This is a genomic window from Rhizobium mongolense USDA 1844, from assembly GCF_000419765.1.
Taxonomy (GTDB): domain Bacteria; phylum Pseudomonadota; class Alphaproteobacteria; order Rhizobiales; family Rhizobiaceae; genus Rhizobium; species Rhizobium mongolense.
Genome location: NZ_ATTQ01000036.1, coordinates 1 through 15532 on the forward strand (window position 1 = coordinate 1; position 15532 = coordinate 15532).

Annotated in this window: 13 protein-coding genes and 4 pseudogenes; 4 read left to right on the top strand and 13 right to left on the bottom strand. The window is 56.9% G+C overall.

The features are described from left to right. From A3C3_RS45710 to A3C3_RS42070, 12 genes and pseudogenes are all read right to left on the bottom strand, one after another. A pseudogene (locus A3C3_RS45710) lies at positions 1 to 106 on the bottom strand (IS6 family transposase); the annotation flags it as partial. 393 nt (positions 107 to 499) lie between these two features. Continuing rightward, positions 500 to 751 (bottom strand): annotated as a pseudogene (locus A3C3_RS44400) (transposase); the annotation flags it as partial. 109 nt (positions 752 to 860) lie between these two features. After that, the gene (locus tag A3C3_RS0133880) at positions 861 to 2339 is read right to left on the bottom strand and encodes a sulfatase family protein (RefSeq protein ID WP_028740232.1); all 1479 of its coding nucleotides are present in this window, start codon (positions 2337 to 2339) and stop codon (positions 861 to 863) included. Between the two features lie 451 nt (positions 2340 to 2790). After that, complete coding sequence (locus A3C3_RS46345; RefSeq protein WP_022718958.1) at positions 2791 to 3291, bottom strand: MurR/RpiR family transcriptional regulator; 501 nt, start codon at positions 3289 to 3291, stop codon at positions 2791 to 2793. A 44-nt stretch (positions 3292 to 3335) separates the two neighbouring features. Then, positions 3336 to 3497: a hypothetical protein gene (locus A3C3_RS48765; protein ID WP_376774950.1), complete on the bottom strand. Its 162-nt coding sequence runs from the start codon at positions 3495 to 3497 to the stop codon at positions 3336 to 3338. Continuing rightward, positions 3486 to 3988: pseudogene (locus tag A3C3_RS0133895) on the bottom strand (HAD family hydrolase); the annotation flags it as partial. The pseudogene A3C3_RS0133895 and the gene A3C3_RS48765, both read right to left, overlap by 12 nt. Then, positions 3985 to 4767 (bottom strand): metallophosphoesterase, encoded by a 783-nt coding sequence (locus A3C3_RS40135; RefSeq protein ID WP_022718961.1) that lies wholly within the window; start codon positions 4765 to 4767, stop codon positions 3985 to 3987. The pseudogene A3C3_RS0133895 and the gene A3C3_RS40135, both read right to left, overlap by 4 nt. 102 nt (positions 4768 to 4869) lie before the next feature. Beyond that, positions 4870 to 5472 carry a hypothetical protein gene (locus A3C3_RS40140; protein WP_022718962.1) on the bottom strand — a complete coding sequence of 201 codons (603 nt, stop codon included), beginning with the start codon at positions 5470 to 5472 and terminating at the stop codon, positions 4870 to 4872. Beyond that, a complete protein-coding gene (locus A3C3_RS0133910) occupies positions 5469 to 6149 on the bottom strand; it encodes a methyltransferase (protein WP_022718963.1) in 681 nt (226 codons plus the stop codon). The genes A3C3_RS40140 and A3C3_RS0133910 overlap by 4 nt, the downstream gene beginning before the upstream one ends. After that, positions 6142 to 6966: a nucleoside-diphosphate kinase gene (locus A3C3_RS40145; RefSeq protein WP_022718964.1), complete on the bottom strand. Its 825-nt coding sequence runs from the start codon at positions 6964 to 6966 to the stop codon at positions 6142 to 6144. Before A3C3_RS40145 ends, A3C3_RS0133910 begins: the two co-directional genes overlap by 8 nt. Then, positions 6966 to 7721 carry an amino acid kinase family protein gene (locus A3C3_RS40150; RefSeq protein ID WP_022718965.1) on the bottom strand — a complete coding sequence of 252 codons (756 nt, stop codon included), beginning with the start codon at positions 7719 to 7721 and terminating at the stop codon, positions 6966 to 6968. The genes A3C3_RS40145 and A3C3_RS40150 overlap by 1 nt, the downstream gene beginning before the upstream one ends. Positions 7722 to 8094: 373 nt before the next feature. Next, on the bottom strand, positions 8095 to 8898 hold the full coding sequence (locus A3C3_RS42070; RefSeq protein ID WP_312866268.1) for an isocitrate lyase/phosphoenolpyruvate mutase family protein: 804 nt from the start codon (positions 8896 to 8898) through the stop codon (positions 8095 to 8097). A 150-nt stretch (positions 8899 to 9048) separates the two neighbouring features. Here A3C3_RS42070 and A3C3_RS48770 point away from each other — a divergent pair. After that, positions 9049 to 10350 (top strand): annotated as a pseudogene (locus tag A3C3_RS48770) (ISL3 family transposase). Between the two features lie 332 nt (positions 10351 to 10682). Here the strand turns inward: A3C3_RS48770 and A3C3_RS0133945 are convergent. Then, the gene (locus A3C3_RS0133945; protein WP_022718969.1) at positions 10683 to 11732 is read right to left on the bottom strand and encodes an IS110 family RNA-guided transposase; all 1050 of its coding nucleotides are present in this window, start codon (positions 11730 to 11732) and stop codon (positions 10683 to 10685) included. Between the two features lie 377 nt (positions 11733 to 12109). On the opposite strand from A3C3_RS0133945, the gene A3C3_RS45720 reads away from it, so the two are divergent. The 3 genes from A3C3_RS45720 to A3C3_RS0133960 all read left to right on the top strand — a co-directional run bounded on the left by A3C3_RS45720 (position 12110) and on the right by A3C3_RS0133960 (position 15532). After that, positions 12110 to 12247, top strand: coding sequence for a hypothetical protein (locus tag A3C3_RS45720; RefSeq protein ID WP_022718970.1), 138 nt, complete (start codon positions 12110 to 12112; stop codon positions 12245 to 12247). Between the two features lie 384 nt (positions 12248 to 12631). After that, positions 12632 to 13717 carry a hydrogenase small subunit gene (locus A3C3_RS0133955; protein WP_022718971.1) on the top strand — a complete coding sequence of 362 codons (1086 nt, stop codon included), beginning with the start codon at positions 12632 to 12634 and terminating at the stop codon, positions 13715 to 13717. A gap of 24 nt (positions 13718 to 13741) precedes the next feature. Then, complete coding sequence (locus tag A3C3_RS0133960; protein WP_022718972.1) at positions 13742 to 15532, top strand: nickel-dependent hydrogenase large subunit; 1791 nt, start codon at positions 13742 to 13744, stop codon at positions 15530 to 15532.

The following is a 15532-nucleotide window of genomic DNA, read 5'->3' on the forward strand; positions in this document are numbered from 1 at the left end:
TGCGCAGGCTGAGCGGAAAGCGAAAGTAGAGCCATACCGCGTGCGCAATGATCTCAGCGGGAAAGCGGTGGCGACGATAAAGCGGATCACGAGCAACTTCTGACATGGCCCATGTACGCACATCTTCATCAGCCGTCGGTTAACTTTACGGTGCCAAGGCTGTGTCTGGGAGCGATTTCAATGCCCGTTTGCTATTCGGCACCGGTCCGACTGCCGACTCCTTCAGGGAGGGGGAATTCGCCGCAACATCGGTCAATTGCCTGGACCGCGAGCCGCTCGAGGCTGCATGAGGCATGTCTATGCCGTGCCTTCCCGAAAGCCCTCTACAAAGGCCGAGCCCGCATCGAAGAGACCGTTGGAAAACTGAAGCGCTTCAAACGTATCGCACTACGATGCGAGAAGACGGCAATAAATTTCGCCTCTTTCCTCGCAATCGCCGCAAGCTTCATCTTGATCAAATCCGTCCACACCGCCTAGGGCCCGCCAGTCGCTCAGACGTCATGCACGATTCATATTTAGTCATTCGGTCGCTACTGTAAGCCTGGGAGACCGCTTCAAGAAGTCGATCCCAGATGCCAGCCTTTCGCCAGCGAACGAAGCGTTGTAGCACGTGGTTGGCGGACCATAACGCTCCGGAATTTCCGACCGCGGCGAACCTGTGCGGACGTGCCAGAGGACGCCGTCTCAGGAAGCGCCGATCATCGACGCGGGGAACGCCATGAGGCCTATGCGGCAACAGCGGTGATATGATCGACCATTCTTGGTCCGGGAGTTCCTAGCGACGAGTCATCGAAGGCTTTCTTATTCGGATGCCTTGAATCACGCAGGGCGCACACCAAGCAATTTAATGAGTTTACTGTTCAGTAGTCCTCAATTCTCGCCGGACCCGATCCACTTCGAAGCATCATTGCGGAAAAGCTGCTCTCCAAAAGGCGGGCTTTCAACTCTCTATGATGGGCGCTATCCCAAAGATCATGATGCTCATTGGGATCCTCTTGGTGATCGAATAGCTCTCCTATCCCAACATCATGATATACGTTCAGTTTGTGCCGACCATCATAGTACATCGATGCCCGAGAGCCTCGGCTCCCCCGAAAACGGAGGGAATTGTAATACTCACTGACGACGAATGACTTGTGATTGTCCAGTGAGGTGTTGCCACGCAGCATCTGGTCGAGTGATAGCCCTTGCATGGCCTTGGGGACGTCGAGCCCGGATAATGAAAGCAACGTCGGGGCAATATCGACCAGTTCGACAAGCGCGTTCGATACTAAGCCATGCACTGGGCTGCCTGGCACGGAGATTATAAGTGGGACATGCACCACACCCTCGTAGAACCGGCAGCCTTTGTAGAGCAGGCCATGGTCACCCATCATATCACCGTGATCGCTTATGAAGACGATGATCGTGCGATCCAGCTGCCCGGTTTCCTTCAGCACGTCGAGTATGCGGCCAACCAGATCGTCCACCTGAGCGACTTCCGCGTGGTAAGCCGCTCTCATCTCCCATATGTTGAAGCTGGTAGGCGGTGCCTCATGGGTGGGGCCCGCCAATTCATCGGTGTGTGCTTCACCCACGTCTTGTTCCGCGCGCCAAGGATCCACCGCAGACTTCGCCTGCTGATCCACTTTTTCGAATTTCTTCTGGTGTTCGAGATCGATCGGTTTGAAGGCGGGGTCCGGCATGTCGGCAGGATTGAAACGCCTCAAATAGTCTTCCGGAGGATTGAGCGGCGGATGAGGCGCATCGATGTTGATAGCCAGGTACCAGCTGCGCTCAGAATGCATCTCGATAAAACGCTCAGCCCGATCGCCTGCCCAACGAACCTGTCGGTATTCAGCTGCCGGCCCCGGTCCATAGTGCTGGTCCTGATATGGTTTGTAATAGGTCTCGGGGTTCACCCCTTTATCCCATAACCAGGCATGATAGTCGTGGTCGCCCGACCACTCCGGAAATGGCTCAGGGCTCCAGTAAAACTCGTTATATCCGTCGTCAGGACGCCTTTCTATCATTTGCCGAGTGGCGGACAGATGCAGCTTTCCGATGTGGCCTGTGTAATATCCGGCATTCGCCATCAGTTTTGGAAGCAGAACAAGATGAGGCGGAAAGGTACCTGCGCCGTTCTGATGCACCTGATGCGCGATCGGGTACATCCCTGTCAGGAAACTCGTCCGGCTCGGCGTGCAGATCGGGCTCTGGCTATATGCGCGAGCAAAAACTGTACCTCTCGCCGCTAACCGGTCGATGTTGGGCGTTTGCGTGCCTTTGAACCCCAGACATTGCAATGTGTCCCAGCGCTGCTGGTCACTGCAGATCCAAACAATATTGTAGTTGCGCAACTCTCGTCTCCCCCCGCGTAGAATTCGGAAAATCGGCCTGAGCATCATCCAGGGCAGCCTTGGGGTTCTTGCTCCCGACAACCGCCTCTTGCAGGGTGCGGCCGAGCTGGTCGCCAATTTCCTTGAATTCGGGAATGCGCGGATAATACCACTCCGGCGCACCGCGCAGAGTCTCAGCACATGTTTCCGCGAACGATCCATGGCCATAATCGTAGTCATGCTTTGCCTGGTTTCGGGGTCAGAGTTATCTGCCGTTCATCGCCGATGATGTAGTGTCGAAAATTTCCACAACGTTTATAATTTTTGTAGATTTTTCATTCCAAGTTTCGCTTGCCACCAGAAACACAATTCTGCGCGGCGTCCGGTTGTTAGGCGAAGTCCAACTTGGCCTGCTGTTTCGATCTAGGTGTCGGAAGGTGCCCGATCGATTGAGGTCCGCGTGACACGCGGCCTAGGATGTGGCGTGGGAGTGAGGGGTGGGACTGGAAATGTTTTTATGCCCCTTCAGGCACTCGGCAATGGATTCACTCAAGCGGGCCATTGAAGGCATGAGCCTGGCCGATCCGGCTTCCGGCCAAGGGCCTGCGGAGCTCAACAACAGCACCTCATGGGCAACCTCGGTGATCGCGGATTTTTCACGTGTGGTGATTGCGAGAGTATGCGCACCTCTGTCGCGAGCCGTCCTCAGAAAAGCTACGGTCTCCTCGCTCATTCCCTCATAGGAAATGCCGATAGCAAAACTCGAAGCATCAAGCCCGTGTGCCAGGCCGCGCGCTATAGTCACGGTACCGGTTGAATGAATAGGGATCCCGAGCCAGATCAGGCGATGGGTCAATAGCTCAGCACAGATTGCAGATACGCCCATGCCAAAGGCTTCAACGCGCGTTGCTCTTCGCAACCTCTCCGTTACGCCTTTGATCTGTTCATAGTCGAGAAGGCGAGCTGCGGCCACGACGGAATGCTGGGGAGCAGCACTCAGGTTGGCAATTTCCGGCCTTACATGTTTATCGTCACTCCCAAGGTACTGCGTGGCTCGGCGGGCTTTGTCGCGTCGCGGGCGCCCCCGAATGCGCAGGAACGCATGTTTGCGATTCGCGCAGCTTGAAGACCGATCACGCTGTCCTCGATGATAAGGCATTCGCCGGGAGACACGCCCATGACCTCGGCCGCTAAGAACAGCACGGAGGGGTCTGGCTTGCGGATACCGTTTCATCGGAGGAGAGGAACCGCGAGCTAACAAATCCCAAGAGATTAGCGGACCTCATGCGGTGGATGAGCTCGAAACGAGATGTATTCGATGCGGCACAAAAGGGAATGGTAAGCCACTGGAGCAGTTCAATCGCGCCAGGTGTTGCCGATCGGTTCGCAGAGGCAGCCAGCTGGATCTCAACCCCGACTATTTCCATAAAGTTTTCTGGCAGGCTTACCCCGAGATTGCTCTCTAAACGCGGCTGTTGATCGTCCCGCTCGACTTTCGGAGAGCGTGCGGTGATTTCATCCGCTTGTACGTTGACCCCTTGCGCGGCGAGCGTTGTCGAGATCACCTCCGATGCTATGATTTCCGTCTCCGCAAGCGTGCCGTCGAAATCGAAGATGATCAATCGACGCCGAGGCCGATCGGAAGTCTTGACTGAGTGTGCGGCCGTCATTTCGGGTCACCGGGGCGAATGACAGGCAGCATTTCAAGTTCCTCGTGACGATGGACCACGACATCTGTTCCGTCCAGCATCACGACATCATATGAGGGCGCGGCAGCCACGAATATAGGCTTGCCATATTGTTCCCAATCGAGAACGATATGCTGCGCCGTGCCCCGGCTGGCGGTGAAAGGTATCCCCGACAAGCTACCTGCTGCAGCAACATGCCGATGACCGCAAAGCATGTGGCGGACCGATGCATTCCGCCTGACGATGGAAAAGAACCGTTCGGTCTCCTTCATACCGCCCATTCGGAAGCCAGGCACATGCAGGTCCCCAGGCGTATGATGCATAGCGACCACGACCCGGCGACCGGCGGCGTGAACAAGCTGCTCTTCGAGCCATTCAAACCGGCCGCCGTCGAGACAACCGAAATGGCTTATGTCGTCCTTCGTGTCGAGCAGGACCACGTGCCAATCGTCGAGATCGATTGCCGTCTGAACGAAGCCTTCTCCACCGAAAACGCCTCGAAACGCACTGCGGTCATCATGGTTGCCGATCGTCAGATAAACGGGCAGCCGAACCTTGGACAAAATCTCGCGCAAGAGCGCGTAAGCGGCCGGATCACCTGTATCGGCAAGATCGCCGGTGATCAGGATGAGCTTCGCGTCTGCGTGTACACGTGACACGTGGTCCAGGGTGTCACGCAATCGCTGCGCCGGATCGATACCGTAGAGCGTCTGGCCAGGTGCGACAAAATGGGGGTCTGTTATATGAATGATTTTCTGCATTGCTAGACACCTACATTTGCCCGACTCCATCCCGGAGCCGGGCAAGGGAAACGGGGTGAAACGGCTAATTGATCAGGCTGTTCGTTGTTGTGACCATCTCTTTCAGGCCTTCATCCGCCGACAGAGCTCCGGGTTGGACTTGATCGATGATCTTACGCAGCGCACACCAGATTTCGAAAAGGTTGGGTATGTTGATGAAGATACTGCAAGCTCGACCGCGGAGAGGTCAGCGGCGAGCTTGTCCGGACTGATCTCGGCTGCCATTGAGGCGGACTGTTCCAAAAGAGCAAGGAGATCATCCCGATGCTTCGAATGAAGGCTCTCCGAGTACATTTCGATCTTTTGCGTGATGACGTCCGAGAAGCTTGCCCGGGTCCCGAGGTGCGGATCGTCAATTATTGTGCTTGGCCGTTCCTGTACGAGAACCCAATTTAGTGCCAAGACCCCATCCGATCCAGAAAACACGATTTCCAGCTCCGAGCCAGTAGATTGCTTTGACGCTATCAAGAAGCCCGCGTCCGCCAGAGATCTGCAGTCCTTATCAACAGCGTTTGCAAATGCAGCAATATCGACATGATGAACGTCAACGTCGTTTGGCACACGATGGATGAACTGCGAAAGCACGCTGCTTCCAGCTAGCCAGCTATCTTTTGATCGATTAGACGAAATGGCGGCTAGAGCAGTCCGGAGAAGGTCGGAAATCATAGGCTCGTCGCCCTACGGAATAATGAGAACAGCCTATATGTTACGTCTCCGTTGGGATATGTCACGGACCCCAGCATCAACGAGGTGAGATCGTTGTCAGCTGTGATTTGTTCGAGAAGGTCGTCCCGGGCGTTAGTGCCGAACCCTAGAAGGATATAACCTTTGTCCGTAAGAAATCCCGGGCCTTCCGATAGAAATCTCTTGAGTAGGTTGTAGCCTGGATCAAACGCTCCACGCTCGAGGTCATCGACATATTCGCACTCCTCTGGAGCGAAGTTCGATGGGTAGTTCCAAAAAACGATGTCGAACTTCCTCCGATGTGGGATGTTACTGAAGATATCGCTTTCGATGACCTCGACGTTCCTAATGTCGTTTCTTGTGGCATTCTCCAACGTGTTCGCAACAGCGCTCGGATTGATATCACTGGCCAGCACCGACAGCGCGCCAGTCTTTGCCAGCCAGAGACCAGGAAGACCGAAGCCGCAGCCAATTTCCAAGATGGTCTTTCCGGCGAACGCGGGAAAGTTTTCGCAAATCCAACGCCAACTAAGGAAATCTTCGGGAGGAAAAACACGCTCTCGTACGATCAGGTCCAACCCAAACTCTCGCATCTGCCGCGGGAAGGTTCGATGTTGGCTTGCCGTGAGTTTTGTCCTGATTCCATTCAGTTCATTCATATGTCCTCGCCGATGTGGACGCGATAATCGTCGCTGACTCGCCCCCCGTTCGACGTCTTTGACCAAGAAGGCAATTCCAGAGAGGCATCGAAAACAGACCGGCCTCGAGGATAAGGCGGTCCCAAGACGAGAGGAAAGATGCGTGCCGGATGAGGCCTTCTAAGCCGGCGCGATCGCCACGAAGGTAATCTTGGACCGTCGATGTCAGCCCCGACTTAAGTGCGAGCAGGACTGCTTTCCTGTAACAGAAGCGCGCGTGAGCAACGGCGCTACCGTCACTCCAACTGTCCAGCCTCCGTGTACCGCCCCTGCCGCTGAGAACTTTTAGCAACACCTGGAAAGATGAATGGGCGATGCAGCCAGTGTTGAGAGAATTCCAAGCGGCCACTTCGTCACCCATGAAACGTGCCCGAAGTATTCCCAGCTCGGCCTTCATTATTTCATCACTGTCGCTCACATGGACGAGGTTCGTCACCGGGTTGTCGCAGAAAAAAAGACTGCGTACGGTGCCACTCCTAGCCTGGGCTGGCTGACTGTTACCCTTAAGTTCTTGCGAGAGAGGCAGCGCATTCGGTCCGCTCCACATTGTGACGCAAACCGGACGCATGTCAAATATGTCCAGCACGAGTGGCCAGTGCCTCCCTCCGGTCGAACCTGTCAACGAATAGAATGCGTCAATCGACCCACGACTATGAAGCGAGAAGAACCGTTCCGCGAGTTCAAGACTGGTTCGCTGGCGAATAAAGTCGTCGAGCAGGCAGGTAAGACCAGATCGCGCGACCTCTGGGCCATAGACTATCAGCGCACTAGAGGCCATTAATGTATCCCCATAGTTTGAGAGTCGATACGCGCTTCTTCGCTTCCATTGACAGTAATGTTGGTGGCTTTGACGGGCCTCCCTGCGAGCCAGTCGGCGAGACGTGCTGGATACCGAGCGTTAATCACGGCGCCGGGGAGATGCTTCTGCGCCATGAAATCGACGGCACAGGCATCAATCGACGTGTGGCCGAAACGAACAAGATCTTGGGCGGTGATCTGTTCTACGAGTGCGGCAGGATCATCTATCGCGCCGCCGCGATGCACTCCATCCACACTCGTCCAGATGACCAGCCTCGGCGTGCTAGTAAGCCATGCTATCCACGCGGCCACGGCGTCGGATGTGATGTGCCAGGTCCATTCCACTGGGTCAGCCGCAAATAGCAAGCGGGAAGGCAGTAGGACTGGGACTTTCCCGTCTTTCGCGACAGCTCGGCATTCGCCCAGGCTCGCCGATGGGACCAGCTTGGAAGAGAAGGCAGGGTCAGCAAGCATATATCCGGTTTGGTCCTGCGCCAGAGCGCACGCATGATGCGCGGTTGATGGAGTTAATGAAGCTGCCGCATCGATCGCCTCTATTGCTTTGTCCGGGATGCCGCCGCCGGGAACAACCAGAATTCTATGACCATGATCGGCAAGACGCTCAAGTTCGACTACTGCGTGCTTGCATACTGCAAGATCGCGCATGATGCTCCCGCCGAACTTTACAACAGCCGAAAAGCCGTATGGCGGAAATCCTGTAATTGCGCCGTCCATTTCCTAGCCCTCCCAATCCGAAGCAACAAGAACGATCCTGGGATTTCTCGAAGTTTGGCTTAAAGCCGCCGCCCGAACCTTTTTGGGCGATCTGAGGCACACAGGGAAGCCACCCTTGCTATTCTCGTAATGTTTGCAGAACACCATTCTGACCACTTCCGCGGACGTCCGGCAGATACTTAGAAACCAGCTTGTTCATTGCGCAAGCTTATGCGATCTCTCGATCCTAATCGGACGATTCTTACGATGCCTAAGAACCGTGCCCTCAGCGGTCGCAGGTAGCGCTCCTCGGCCAACCTTTGCTCGTCGCGACGATTAGTTGAACAGCTCGCTGGCCGTCAACTTGGTCTTTGATGGCTGCAATGCTTTCTTCCTATTGAACGCAGCCGGAGAACTCGCGCATCCCGACAACCATTGCCCGCATGGAATGGTCAGCCCAGATCACGGTCGAGATACCGGCGTCGCGGTAAACTGAGACGGGTGCCCTGTAATATCCCGTCGGGACGATGACGACCGGCAACCTGTTGTTCCACTCTCTGGCAAAGACCAGAATATCATCCGCGACAACTTTGCGGGAATGGATCAGGATGGCGTCGGCGCCGGCCTCCGCACAGGCATCGGCGCAAGCCATCGTTGCGTCCAATCCATGGCGAGCGATTTGGGTTTCGACGCGGGCGACGACGACGAAGTCCGGTCCAGTCGTATTCTTAACAGCCTTCAGATGACCGGAAAAATCCTCGATAGCGGCCAAGGGGTGACTGTCCCCGTCAAAGGAGTTCATCTTCGGAAAGCGTCTTCCCTCAAGGCAGATTCCGGCGGCACCGCATTCCTCAAGCTTGCGTGCCACAAAACAGGCGTCTTCGAAATTGCTAAGACCGCTGTCGCAATCGACAAGGACGGGGATATTGATTGCGTCGACCATGCGTTCGACGATGTTGACGATCTGTGTCCAGTGCACTTCGCTGGCATCCCGATAGCCGAGAGCTGAATAGATCGAACGCCCGGACGCCCAAAGGCCCTTGAACTCGGCACTTTCGGCGATCACCGCCGAAAGGCAGTCATGGGCTTCGGTCAAAAATGTGAGGCCGCTTGAAAGAATGAGGTTACGAAAGATCATCGATGAGCTGTTCGCCGACAACAATTCGGCGTTCGCCAAAGATGTAGACGTCTGGTTCATTCTCATGCCTCCTTCTTTGAACTGAAGGTGAACCTCCTTCCAAGAAAAAGCAACTAACATACTGAAAATACTTACAAATATATCGCAAAATATATGGGTCTTCCTCACTTTCTGTGGTTAACAGACCGTTAGCAATGATGCCGGTATCGGCTGGTATGCGAACGAAATCGAAGGCCCGGTCCGGGCATTAAAGTGCAGAGCGTCATATCCAGCGAACAGGGTGATTGGGTTGTGTCTGCTTGCGGGCCAGAGTCTGGCATATGCCCAGATTGCCGACATCAGAGCAGAAGTCGGCACGGCTGGTCGTACCGCAGGCTTCAAGACCTGCCGATCCAAGGTAATGCCGTGACGGTGAAGCTCCAGTTGAGCCGCTGGCGTTGCACATATCGGCAGTGCAGACGGTAAACGTTCACTGACCGGGTCCCAGCGATAGCCTCCCCCTATGCCCGCAGGACAACGAGGGTCGCCGAAATGGTCGGACTTCTTGGCCACAATACGGGCGGGCGGCCCGGCGAACGCTTGATGAAGCGGCTTGGGATGTCGATCAGCGACGACACCATCCTTCGGCACTTGAAGCGCAATGCTGCACGAGCCGACGACGACGCCCCGCCGCGGATCGTCGGCATCGATGACTGGAGTTGGAGGAAATCATGGCGCTACGGCACGATCATCGTCGATCTTGAGCGTCGAAAGGTCGTGGACATTCTCGAAGATCGGAGCGTGATAAGCGTTGCACAATGGTTGAAGCGGAACCCCCTCTATTGAGGTCGTGAGCCGAGATCGATGCGGGCTTTACGCGCATGCGGCTCGTGAAGGGGCGCCGCAAGCGTCTCAGGTGGCGGATCGCTTTCATCTCGTTCAAAATTGCGGCACGCTATCGAGGAACAGATGAGCCTTTGCGGCCGCGCTACCGGCCGAGCATTACTGCCTGATGGGGACATCGAAATCTATAATGACGATCGAGCTTCGGATGACAAACGCCTCCTGGCAACCTGGCGCCGAGCCGAGAGGCCGGGAAAGGATAAAGATGATGCGGTACCGGCTCGGATCCATCTTGCCGACAAAACATATGACAATGCGCCCGGAACGCTGACAATAATCAGGCGCGCAAAGTCGATGCCCTCAACAGGGATCACCAACGTTTGCTGTTTTGCGCAGCTTTTCCATACGATTTCGCGGTATATTTCGTAGCTGAGCTTCGACGAAACTCGAAGAATGGATCGATGATGCCATTCACTCCGGGCTCGCTTCCTTGGCCCGTTTTGCCCGCGTTCTTCGCCGTGATATCGACGCCGTCTGTAACGCCATCGATCTGCCCTGGACAATGGTCAGGCAGAAGGTCAGATCAACCGACTGAAGACGATTAAGCGCGCAATGTATGGCAGAGCGGGCCCAGAGCTTCTCAGGGCGCGGATGATGCCGATCAAATTGGCCGATCTCCACACAAAGTGAGGAAGACCCAAATCAAATGGCAAGCGACACCAGCACCAAATCCAACGGGCGGCATGATGTTCATGCTCCGTTCGACCTTAGCGTATGTGTGTGGAAGGCTCCCGCGTTGAGGGAAATTAGCTTCGTTATGCAGCGCATCTCGAGTGCAGTCGTGTGTCCGGCCTTTGATGCAGCCATCTACCGACTGCTGGCCTTGAAGGGTTCCGCCAGGATCGTGCCCCCAATCGATTAGACGGACTTTTGACGTCCGCTACGCTAAACGGGTTCGGCCGATCCATCGGGATCGAGTTGCTGCCTTCAGTTGCCTCTTTCGCCTCAAATTTCGAGCGGCCTCAGCTGCTTACGGGCTGAACCGCTCTCAGATCGTTGATTTCCTCGTATTCGCCGCCTCGCTTCATGATCGACCATGCAATGCGAGCCATCTTGTTGGCAAGAGCAACGGCTGCGACCTTTGGCGGCCGGCGGCGCAGCAAGCCGCCAATCCAGCCAGTACCACTGCCTCCATCCCGGCGAATGTAACGCAAGACCGAGGTCGCGCCGAGTATCAATAATTGCCGGATATATCGATTTCCTTGCTTGCTTATGCGGCCGAGACGGGTCTTTCCGCCGGATGAGTTCTGTCGCGGTACCAAGCCAAGCCAGGCGGCAAAATGTCTTCCCGACTTAAAAACCTGCGGATCAGGGACGATCGAAGAAAGTGCCGACGCCGTGACAAAGCCCACCCCCGGGATGGTTTCCAACCGATTCGACAGATCGTTTCGGTAATGCCAGGAAATCAGTTTCTTTTCGATCGCCTGAAGGCGCTGCGCTAGATCGCAGACCAAATTTGCCAGCGCTTCCAGGACAAACCGGGCGAGCTCCGGCAGATCCGAGCGCTCACCTTGCGCAAGTTCCCGAACGATACGCGACATCTGGCTGATGCCCACGCCAATCGAAATGCCAAGTTCGGCAAGCTGGGCGCGGATCGAGTGCAGGAGCATCGTACGCTGCTTAATGAGCAGGGCTCTTGAGCGGTGCAGCATCGTTGCCGACTGCTGCTCAACGGATTTGACTGGCACAAACCGCATCGTCGGCCGCATCACGGCTTCGCAGATCGCCTCCGCGTCCGCGGCGTCATTTTTCTGCCTTTTCACGTAGGGCTTCACATAAGCCGGCGGCATCAGCCGCACGTCATGCCCGAAGGCCGAAAGTTGTCGCGCCCAGTAATGGGCGGTCCCACAAGCCTCAATGCCGATGAGGCAAGGCGGAACCTGCGCGAAGAATTTCAGCATCTGTTGGCGACGTAACTGTCGTCGCACCACGACATTGCCGTCGACATCAATCGCATGAACCTGGAACACCGATTTCGCTATATCGATGCCTACGGTAGAAATCTCTTCCATTTGAACGCTCCCGGTTTGTCCATCCTAACCGATGCCACCCTAGCACCGGCGGAGCGGGAGCCTTCCATCCCATCGATTTTGAGCAACTCTTGTTCCGACCCCTAACCCGATACACCCGAGTCATAACGCCGCGTCCGCCACCGGTTTTGCCCCGGTTACATCTGCCATCCTGTTGGAAATCCGACATCGTCGGAAATCCGACATTGATCGGATAGGAGCCGCCTCGCGGCCGTGCCCTCCCCCACCACCGGGCATACGGGTCACGTACCACGACGGTTCGACCGAATTAAGCTTGGGCGGAGACGTAGAGGCGGGGAAGACCGAGCTCGTCGAAGTAGTGGTCGCGCAGATCCTGTTAGACCGCCAGGTGTCCAGACATGCGCCAGAACCCCGTTGGCGAACCGGCGGCAACCGCAAGCACTCGCGGCGCGGACCTCGGCAAGCCGGCGACTGAAGGCGGCGGGCTCCGGCAGATCGGCGATCTCGCCGAAGAAGTTCAGCTGCCCGCTTTATAGGCGGCCTTCCAGGAAGAGGCCGCTCGAAGCGGCGCTTGCCGGGCTCAATACCGGTGGACTGGGCGCGAAGTCCGCGGTGCTGCAGCATGTGATCCGCTCCTTCGATCCCTGTATTGACTGCACCGTGTATTAAGATGCAGTTGGCGCCGCGCGGCGGCGGTAAGACAGTTTTCGGCGGTGAAAGCCCACTTTCCGGCCCCCCCTTTCGCCATGCCGACCGCCCACCGAGCGGCCGTTTAAAAAATACGCCATACATTTCAAATGTGTAGCAAGAAAATGGTCGAAATGATGTAAATTGGCCCGCTACTTGCTGCAAGCATTTCTGACAGAGCCTGGCGTCCATCCGGGCGATGCGATGGGGGATGAAATTGCTGGAGGAGCAACATGGCAGCTGCCGAAACCTTATATGACGTCATTCGTCGCCAGGGGATCACCCGGCGCAGTTTCACCAAGTTCTGCAGCCTGACGGCCGCGAGCCTCGGTTTCGGCCCGGGTGCCGCGACAGCGATGGCTGAAGCACTCGAGACCAAGGAACGCGTTCCCGTCATCTGGATGCATGGGCTCGAATGCACCTGCTGTTCGGAGAGCTTCATCCGCTCGGCCCATCCGCTCGTCAAAGACGTCGTGCTGTCGATGATCTCGCTCGACTACGACGATACGATCATGGCGGCCGCCGGCCATCAAGCGGAGGCGATTCTCAAGGTGACGAAGGAGAAGTACAAGGGCAAGTACATCCTCGCCGTCGAGGGCAATCCGCCGCTCAACGAGGACGGCATGTTCTGCATCGACGGCGGCAAACCCTTCGTTGAGAAGCTGAAGTGGATGGCCGAGGATGCCATGGCGATTATCGCCTGGGGCGCCTGCGCCTCTTGGGGCTGCGTCCAGGCGGCCAAGCCGAACCCGACCCAGGCGACACCGATCGACAAGGTCATCCTCGACAAGCCGATCATTAAGGTACCAGGCTGTCCCCCGATCGCGGAGGTGATGACCGGGGTCGTCACCTTCATCACGACCTTCGGCAAGCTGCCGGAACTCGACAGGCAGGGCCGGCCCAAGATGTTCTATTCGCAGCGCATCCACGACAAGTGCTACCGCCGACCGCATTTCGATGCCGGCCAATTTGTCGAGGAGTGGGACGATGAGGGCGCACGCAAGGGCTCCTGTCTCTACAAGATGGGCTGCAAGGGCCCGACAACCTACAATGCCTGCTCTACCGTCCGCTGGAACGGTGGCGTTTCCTTCCCGATCCAGTCAGGCCACGGCTGCATCGGCTGCTCGGAAGACGGGTTCTGGGACAACGGCAGCTTCTATGACCGGCTGACGAACCTCCGCCAGTTCGGCGTCGAGGCCAACGCCGACAAAATCGGCATGACCGCCGCCGGCATCGTGGGTGGCGCAATCGCCGCCCATGCCGCGGTGACCGCCTTCAAGCGCGTGACCATCAAGCGCGAAAAAGCCGACGCATCATAATCACTCTCGGGGAGGAACAGCATCGTGACAATTCAAACACCCAACGGCTTCACACTCGACAATTCGGGCAAGCGCATCGTCGTCGATCCCGTCACCCGCATCGAGGGACATATGCGGGTGGAGGTCAATGTCGACGAGAACAACATCATCCGGAATGCGGTCTCGACCGGCACCATGTGGCGCGGCATCGAAGTCATCCTAAAGAACCGCGACCCCCGCGACGCATGGGCCTTCACGGAGCGCATCTGCGGCGTCTGCACCGGCACGCATGCGCTGACCTCTGTACGCGCGGTCGAGAATGCGCTCGGCATCACCATCCCGGACAATGCCAATTCGATCCGCAACCTGATGCAGCTGGCGCTGCAGGTCCATGACCATGTCGTGCACTTCTACCATCTTCATGCGCTCGACTGGGTGGACGTGATCTCTGCGATCTCGGCCGATCCGAAGGCGACCTCGGCGCTCGCGCAGTCCGTGTCCGACTGGCCGCTTTCCTCTCCAGGCTATTTCAAAGACATCCAGACCCGGCTCAAGAAATTCGTCGAGTCAGGCCAGCTCGGACCCTTCAAGAATGGCTATTGGGGCAATGCATCCTACAAGCTGCCGCCGGAGGCCAATCTCATGGCGGTGGCGCATTATCTGGAGGCGCTCGACTTCCAGAAGGAGATCGTCAAGATCCACACGATCTTCGGCGGCAAGAACCCGCATCCAAACTGGCTGGTCGGCGGGGTACCCTGTCCGATCAATATCGACGGTACTGGTGCGGTCGGCGCGATCAACATGGAACGGCTTAACATGGTCACCTCGATCATCGACCAGATTATCGAGTTCAACGACAAAGTATACGTTCCCGACATCATGGCCATCGGCTCCTTCTACAAGGACTGGCTCTATGGAGGCGGTCTGTCGGGCAAGAACGTGCTAGCCTATGGCGACGTACCCGAGCACGTCAACGACTACTCCGAGGCAAGCCTGAAGCTGCCGCGCGGCGCGATCATCAATGGCAATTTCGCCGAAGTGCTGCCGGTCGACCTTGAGGATCCGGAGCAGATCCAGGAATTCGTCACCCATTCCTGGTACAAATATCCCGACGAGACAAAGGGCCTGCACCCCTGGGACGGGGTTACCGAGCCACATTACGAACTCGGCCCCAGCGCCAAGGGGACGAAGACCAATATCGAGCAGCTCGACGAGGCCGCTAAATATTCCTGGATCAAGGCGCCGCGCTGGCGCGGCCATGCCATGGAGGTCGGGCCGCTCGCCCGCTGGGTCGTCGGCTACGCCCAAAACAAGGCGGAGTTCAAGGACCCGGTCGAAAAGGTGCTCAAGGATCTCGGCCTTCCGGTTTCAGCCCTCTTCTCGACACTCGGCCGCACGGCAGCCCGTGGGCTCGAATCGAGCTGGGCCGGCCACCAGATGCGCTATTTCCGGAACAAGCTGATCGCCAATATTAAAACCGGCGACTTCTCTACGGCCCATGTCGACAAGTGGAAGCCGGAAACCTGGCCCAAGGAGGTCAAGGGCGTCGGCTTTACCGAGGCCCCGCGTGGCGCGCTCGCGCACTGGATCAAAATCAAGGACGGCAAGATCGACAACTACCAGTGCGTCGTGCCCACCACATGGAACGGCAGCCCCCGCGATCCGGCAGGAAATATTGGCGCCTTCGAGGCTTCGTTGATGGATACGCCGATGTCAGACCCCACCCAACCGCTCGAAATCCTCAGGACCATCCATTCCTTCGATCCGTGCCTAGCATGCTCGACGCATGTCATGAGCCCGGACGGTCAGGAAATGGCCAAGGTCCAGGTCCGGTGA

Excerpts from the sequence above, each read along its gene's own strand:
- A3C3_RS48765 (WP_376774950.1), bottom strand. The coding sequence starts at position 3,497 with ATGGGCGTGTCTCCCGGCGAATGCCTTATCATCGAGGACAGCGTGATC.
- A3C3_RS40135 (WP_022718961.1), bottom strand. The coding sequence starts at position 4,767 with ATGCAGAAAATCATTCATATAACAGACCCCCATTTTGTCGCACCTGGC.
- A3C3_RS40140 (WP_022718962.1), bottom strand. The coding sequence starts at position 5,472 with ATGATTTCCGACCTTCTCCGGACTGCTCTAGCCGCCATTTCGTCTAAT.
- A3C3_RS0133910 (WP_022718963.1), bottom strand. The coding sequence starts at position 6,149 with ATGAATGAACTGAATGGAATCAGGACAAAACTCACGGCAAGCCAACAT.
- A3C3_RS40145 (WP_022718964.1), bottom strand. The coding sequence starts at position 6,966 with ATGGCCTCTAGTGCGCTGATAGTCTATGGCCCAGAGGTCGCGCGATCT.
- A3C3_RS40150 (WP_022718965.1), bottom strand. The coding sequence starts at position 7,721 with ATGGACGGCGCAATTACAGGATTTCCGCCATACGGCTTTTCGGCTGTT.
- A3C3_RS42070 (WP_312866268.1), bottom strand. The coding sequence starts at position 8,898 with ATGAACCAGACGTCTACATCTTTGGCGAACGCCGAATTGTTGTCGGCG.
- A3C3_RS0133945 (WP_022718969.1), bottom strand. The coding sequence starts at position 11,732 with ATGGAAGAGATTTCTACCGTAGGCATCGATATAGCGAAATCGGTGTTC.
- A3C3_RS45720 (WP_022718970.1), top strand. The coding sequence starts at position 12,110 with ATGCGCCAGAACCCCGTTGGCGAACCGGCGGCAACCGCAAGCACTCGC.
- A3C3_RS0133955 (WP_022718971.1), top strand. The coding sequence starts at position 12,632 with ATGGCAGCTGCCGAAACCTTATATGACGTCATTCGTCGCCAGGGGATC.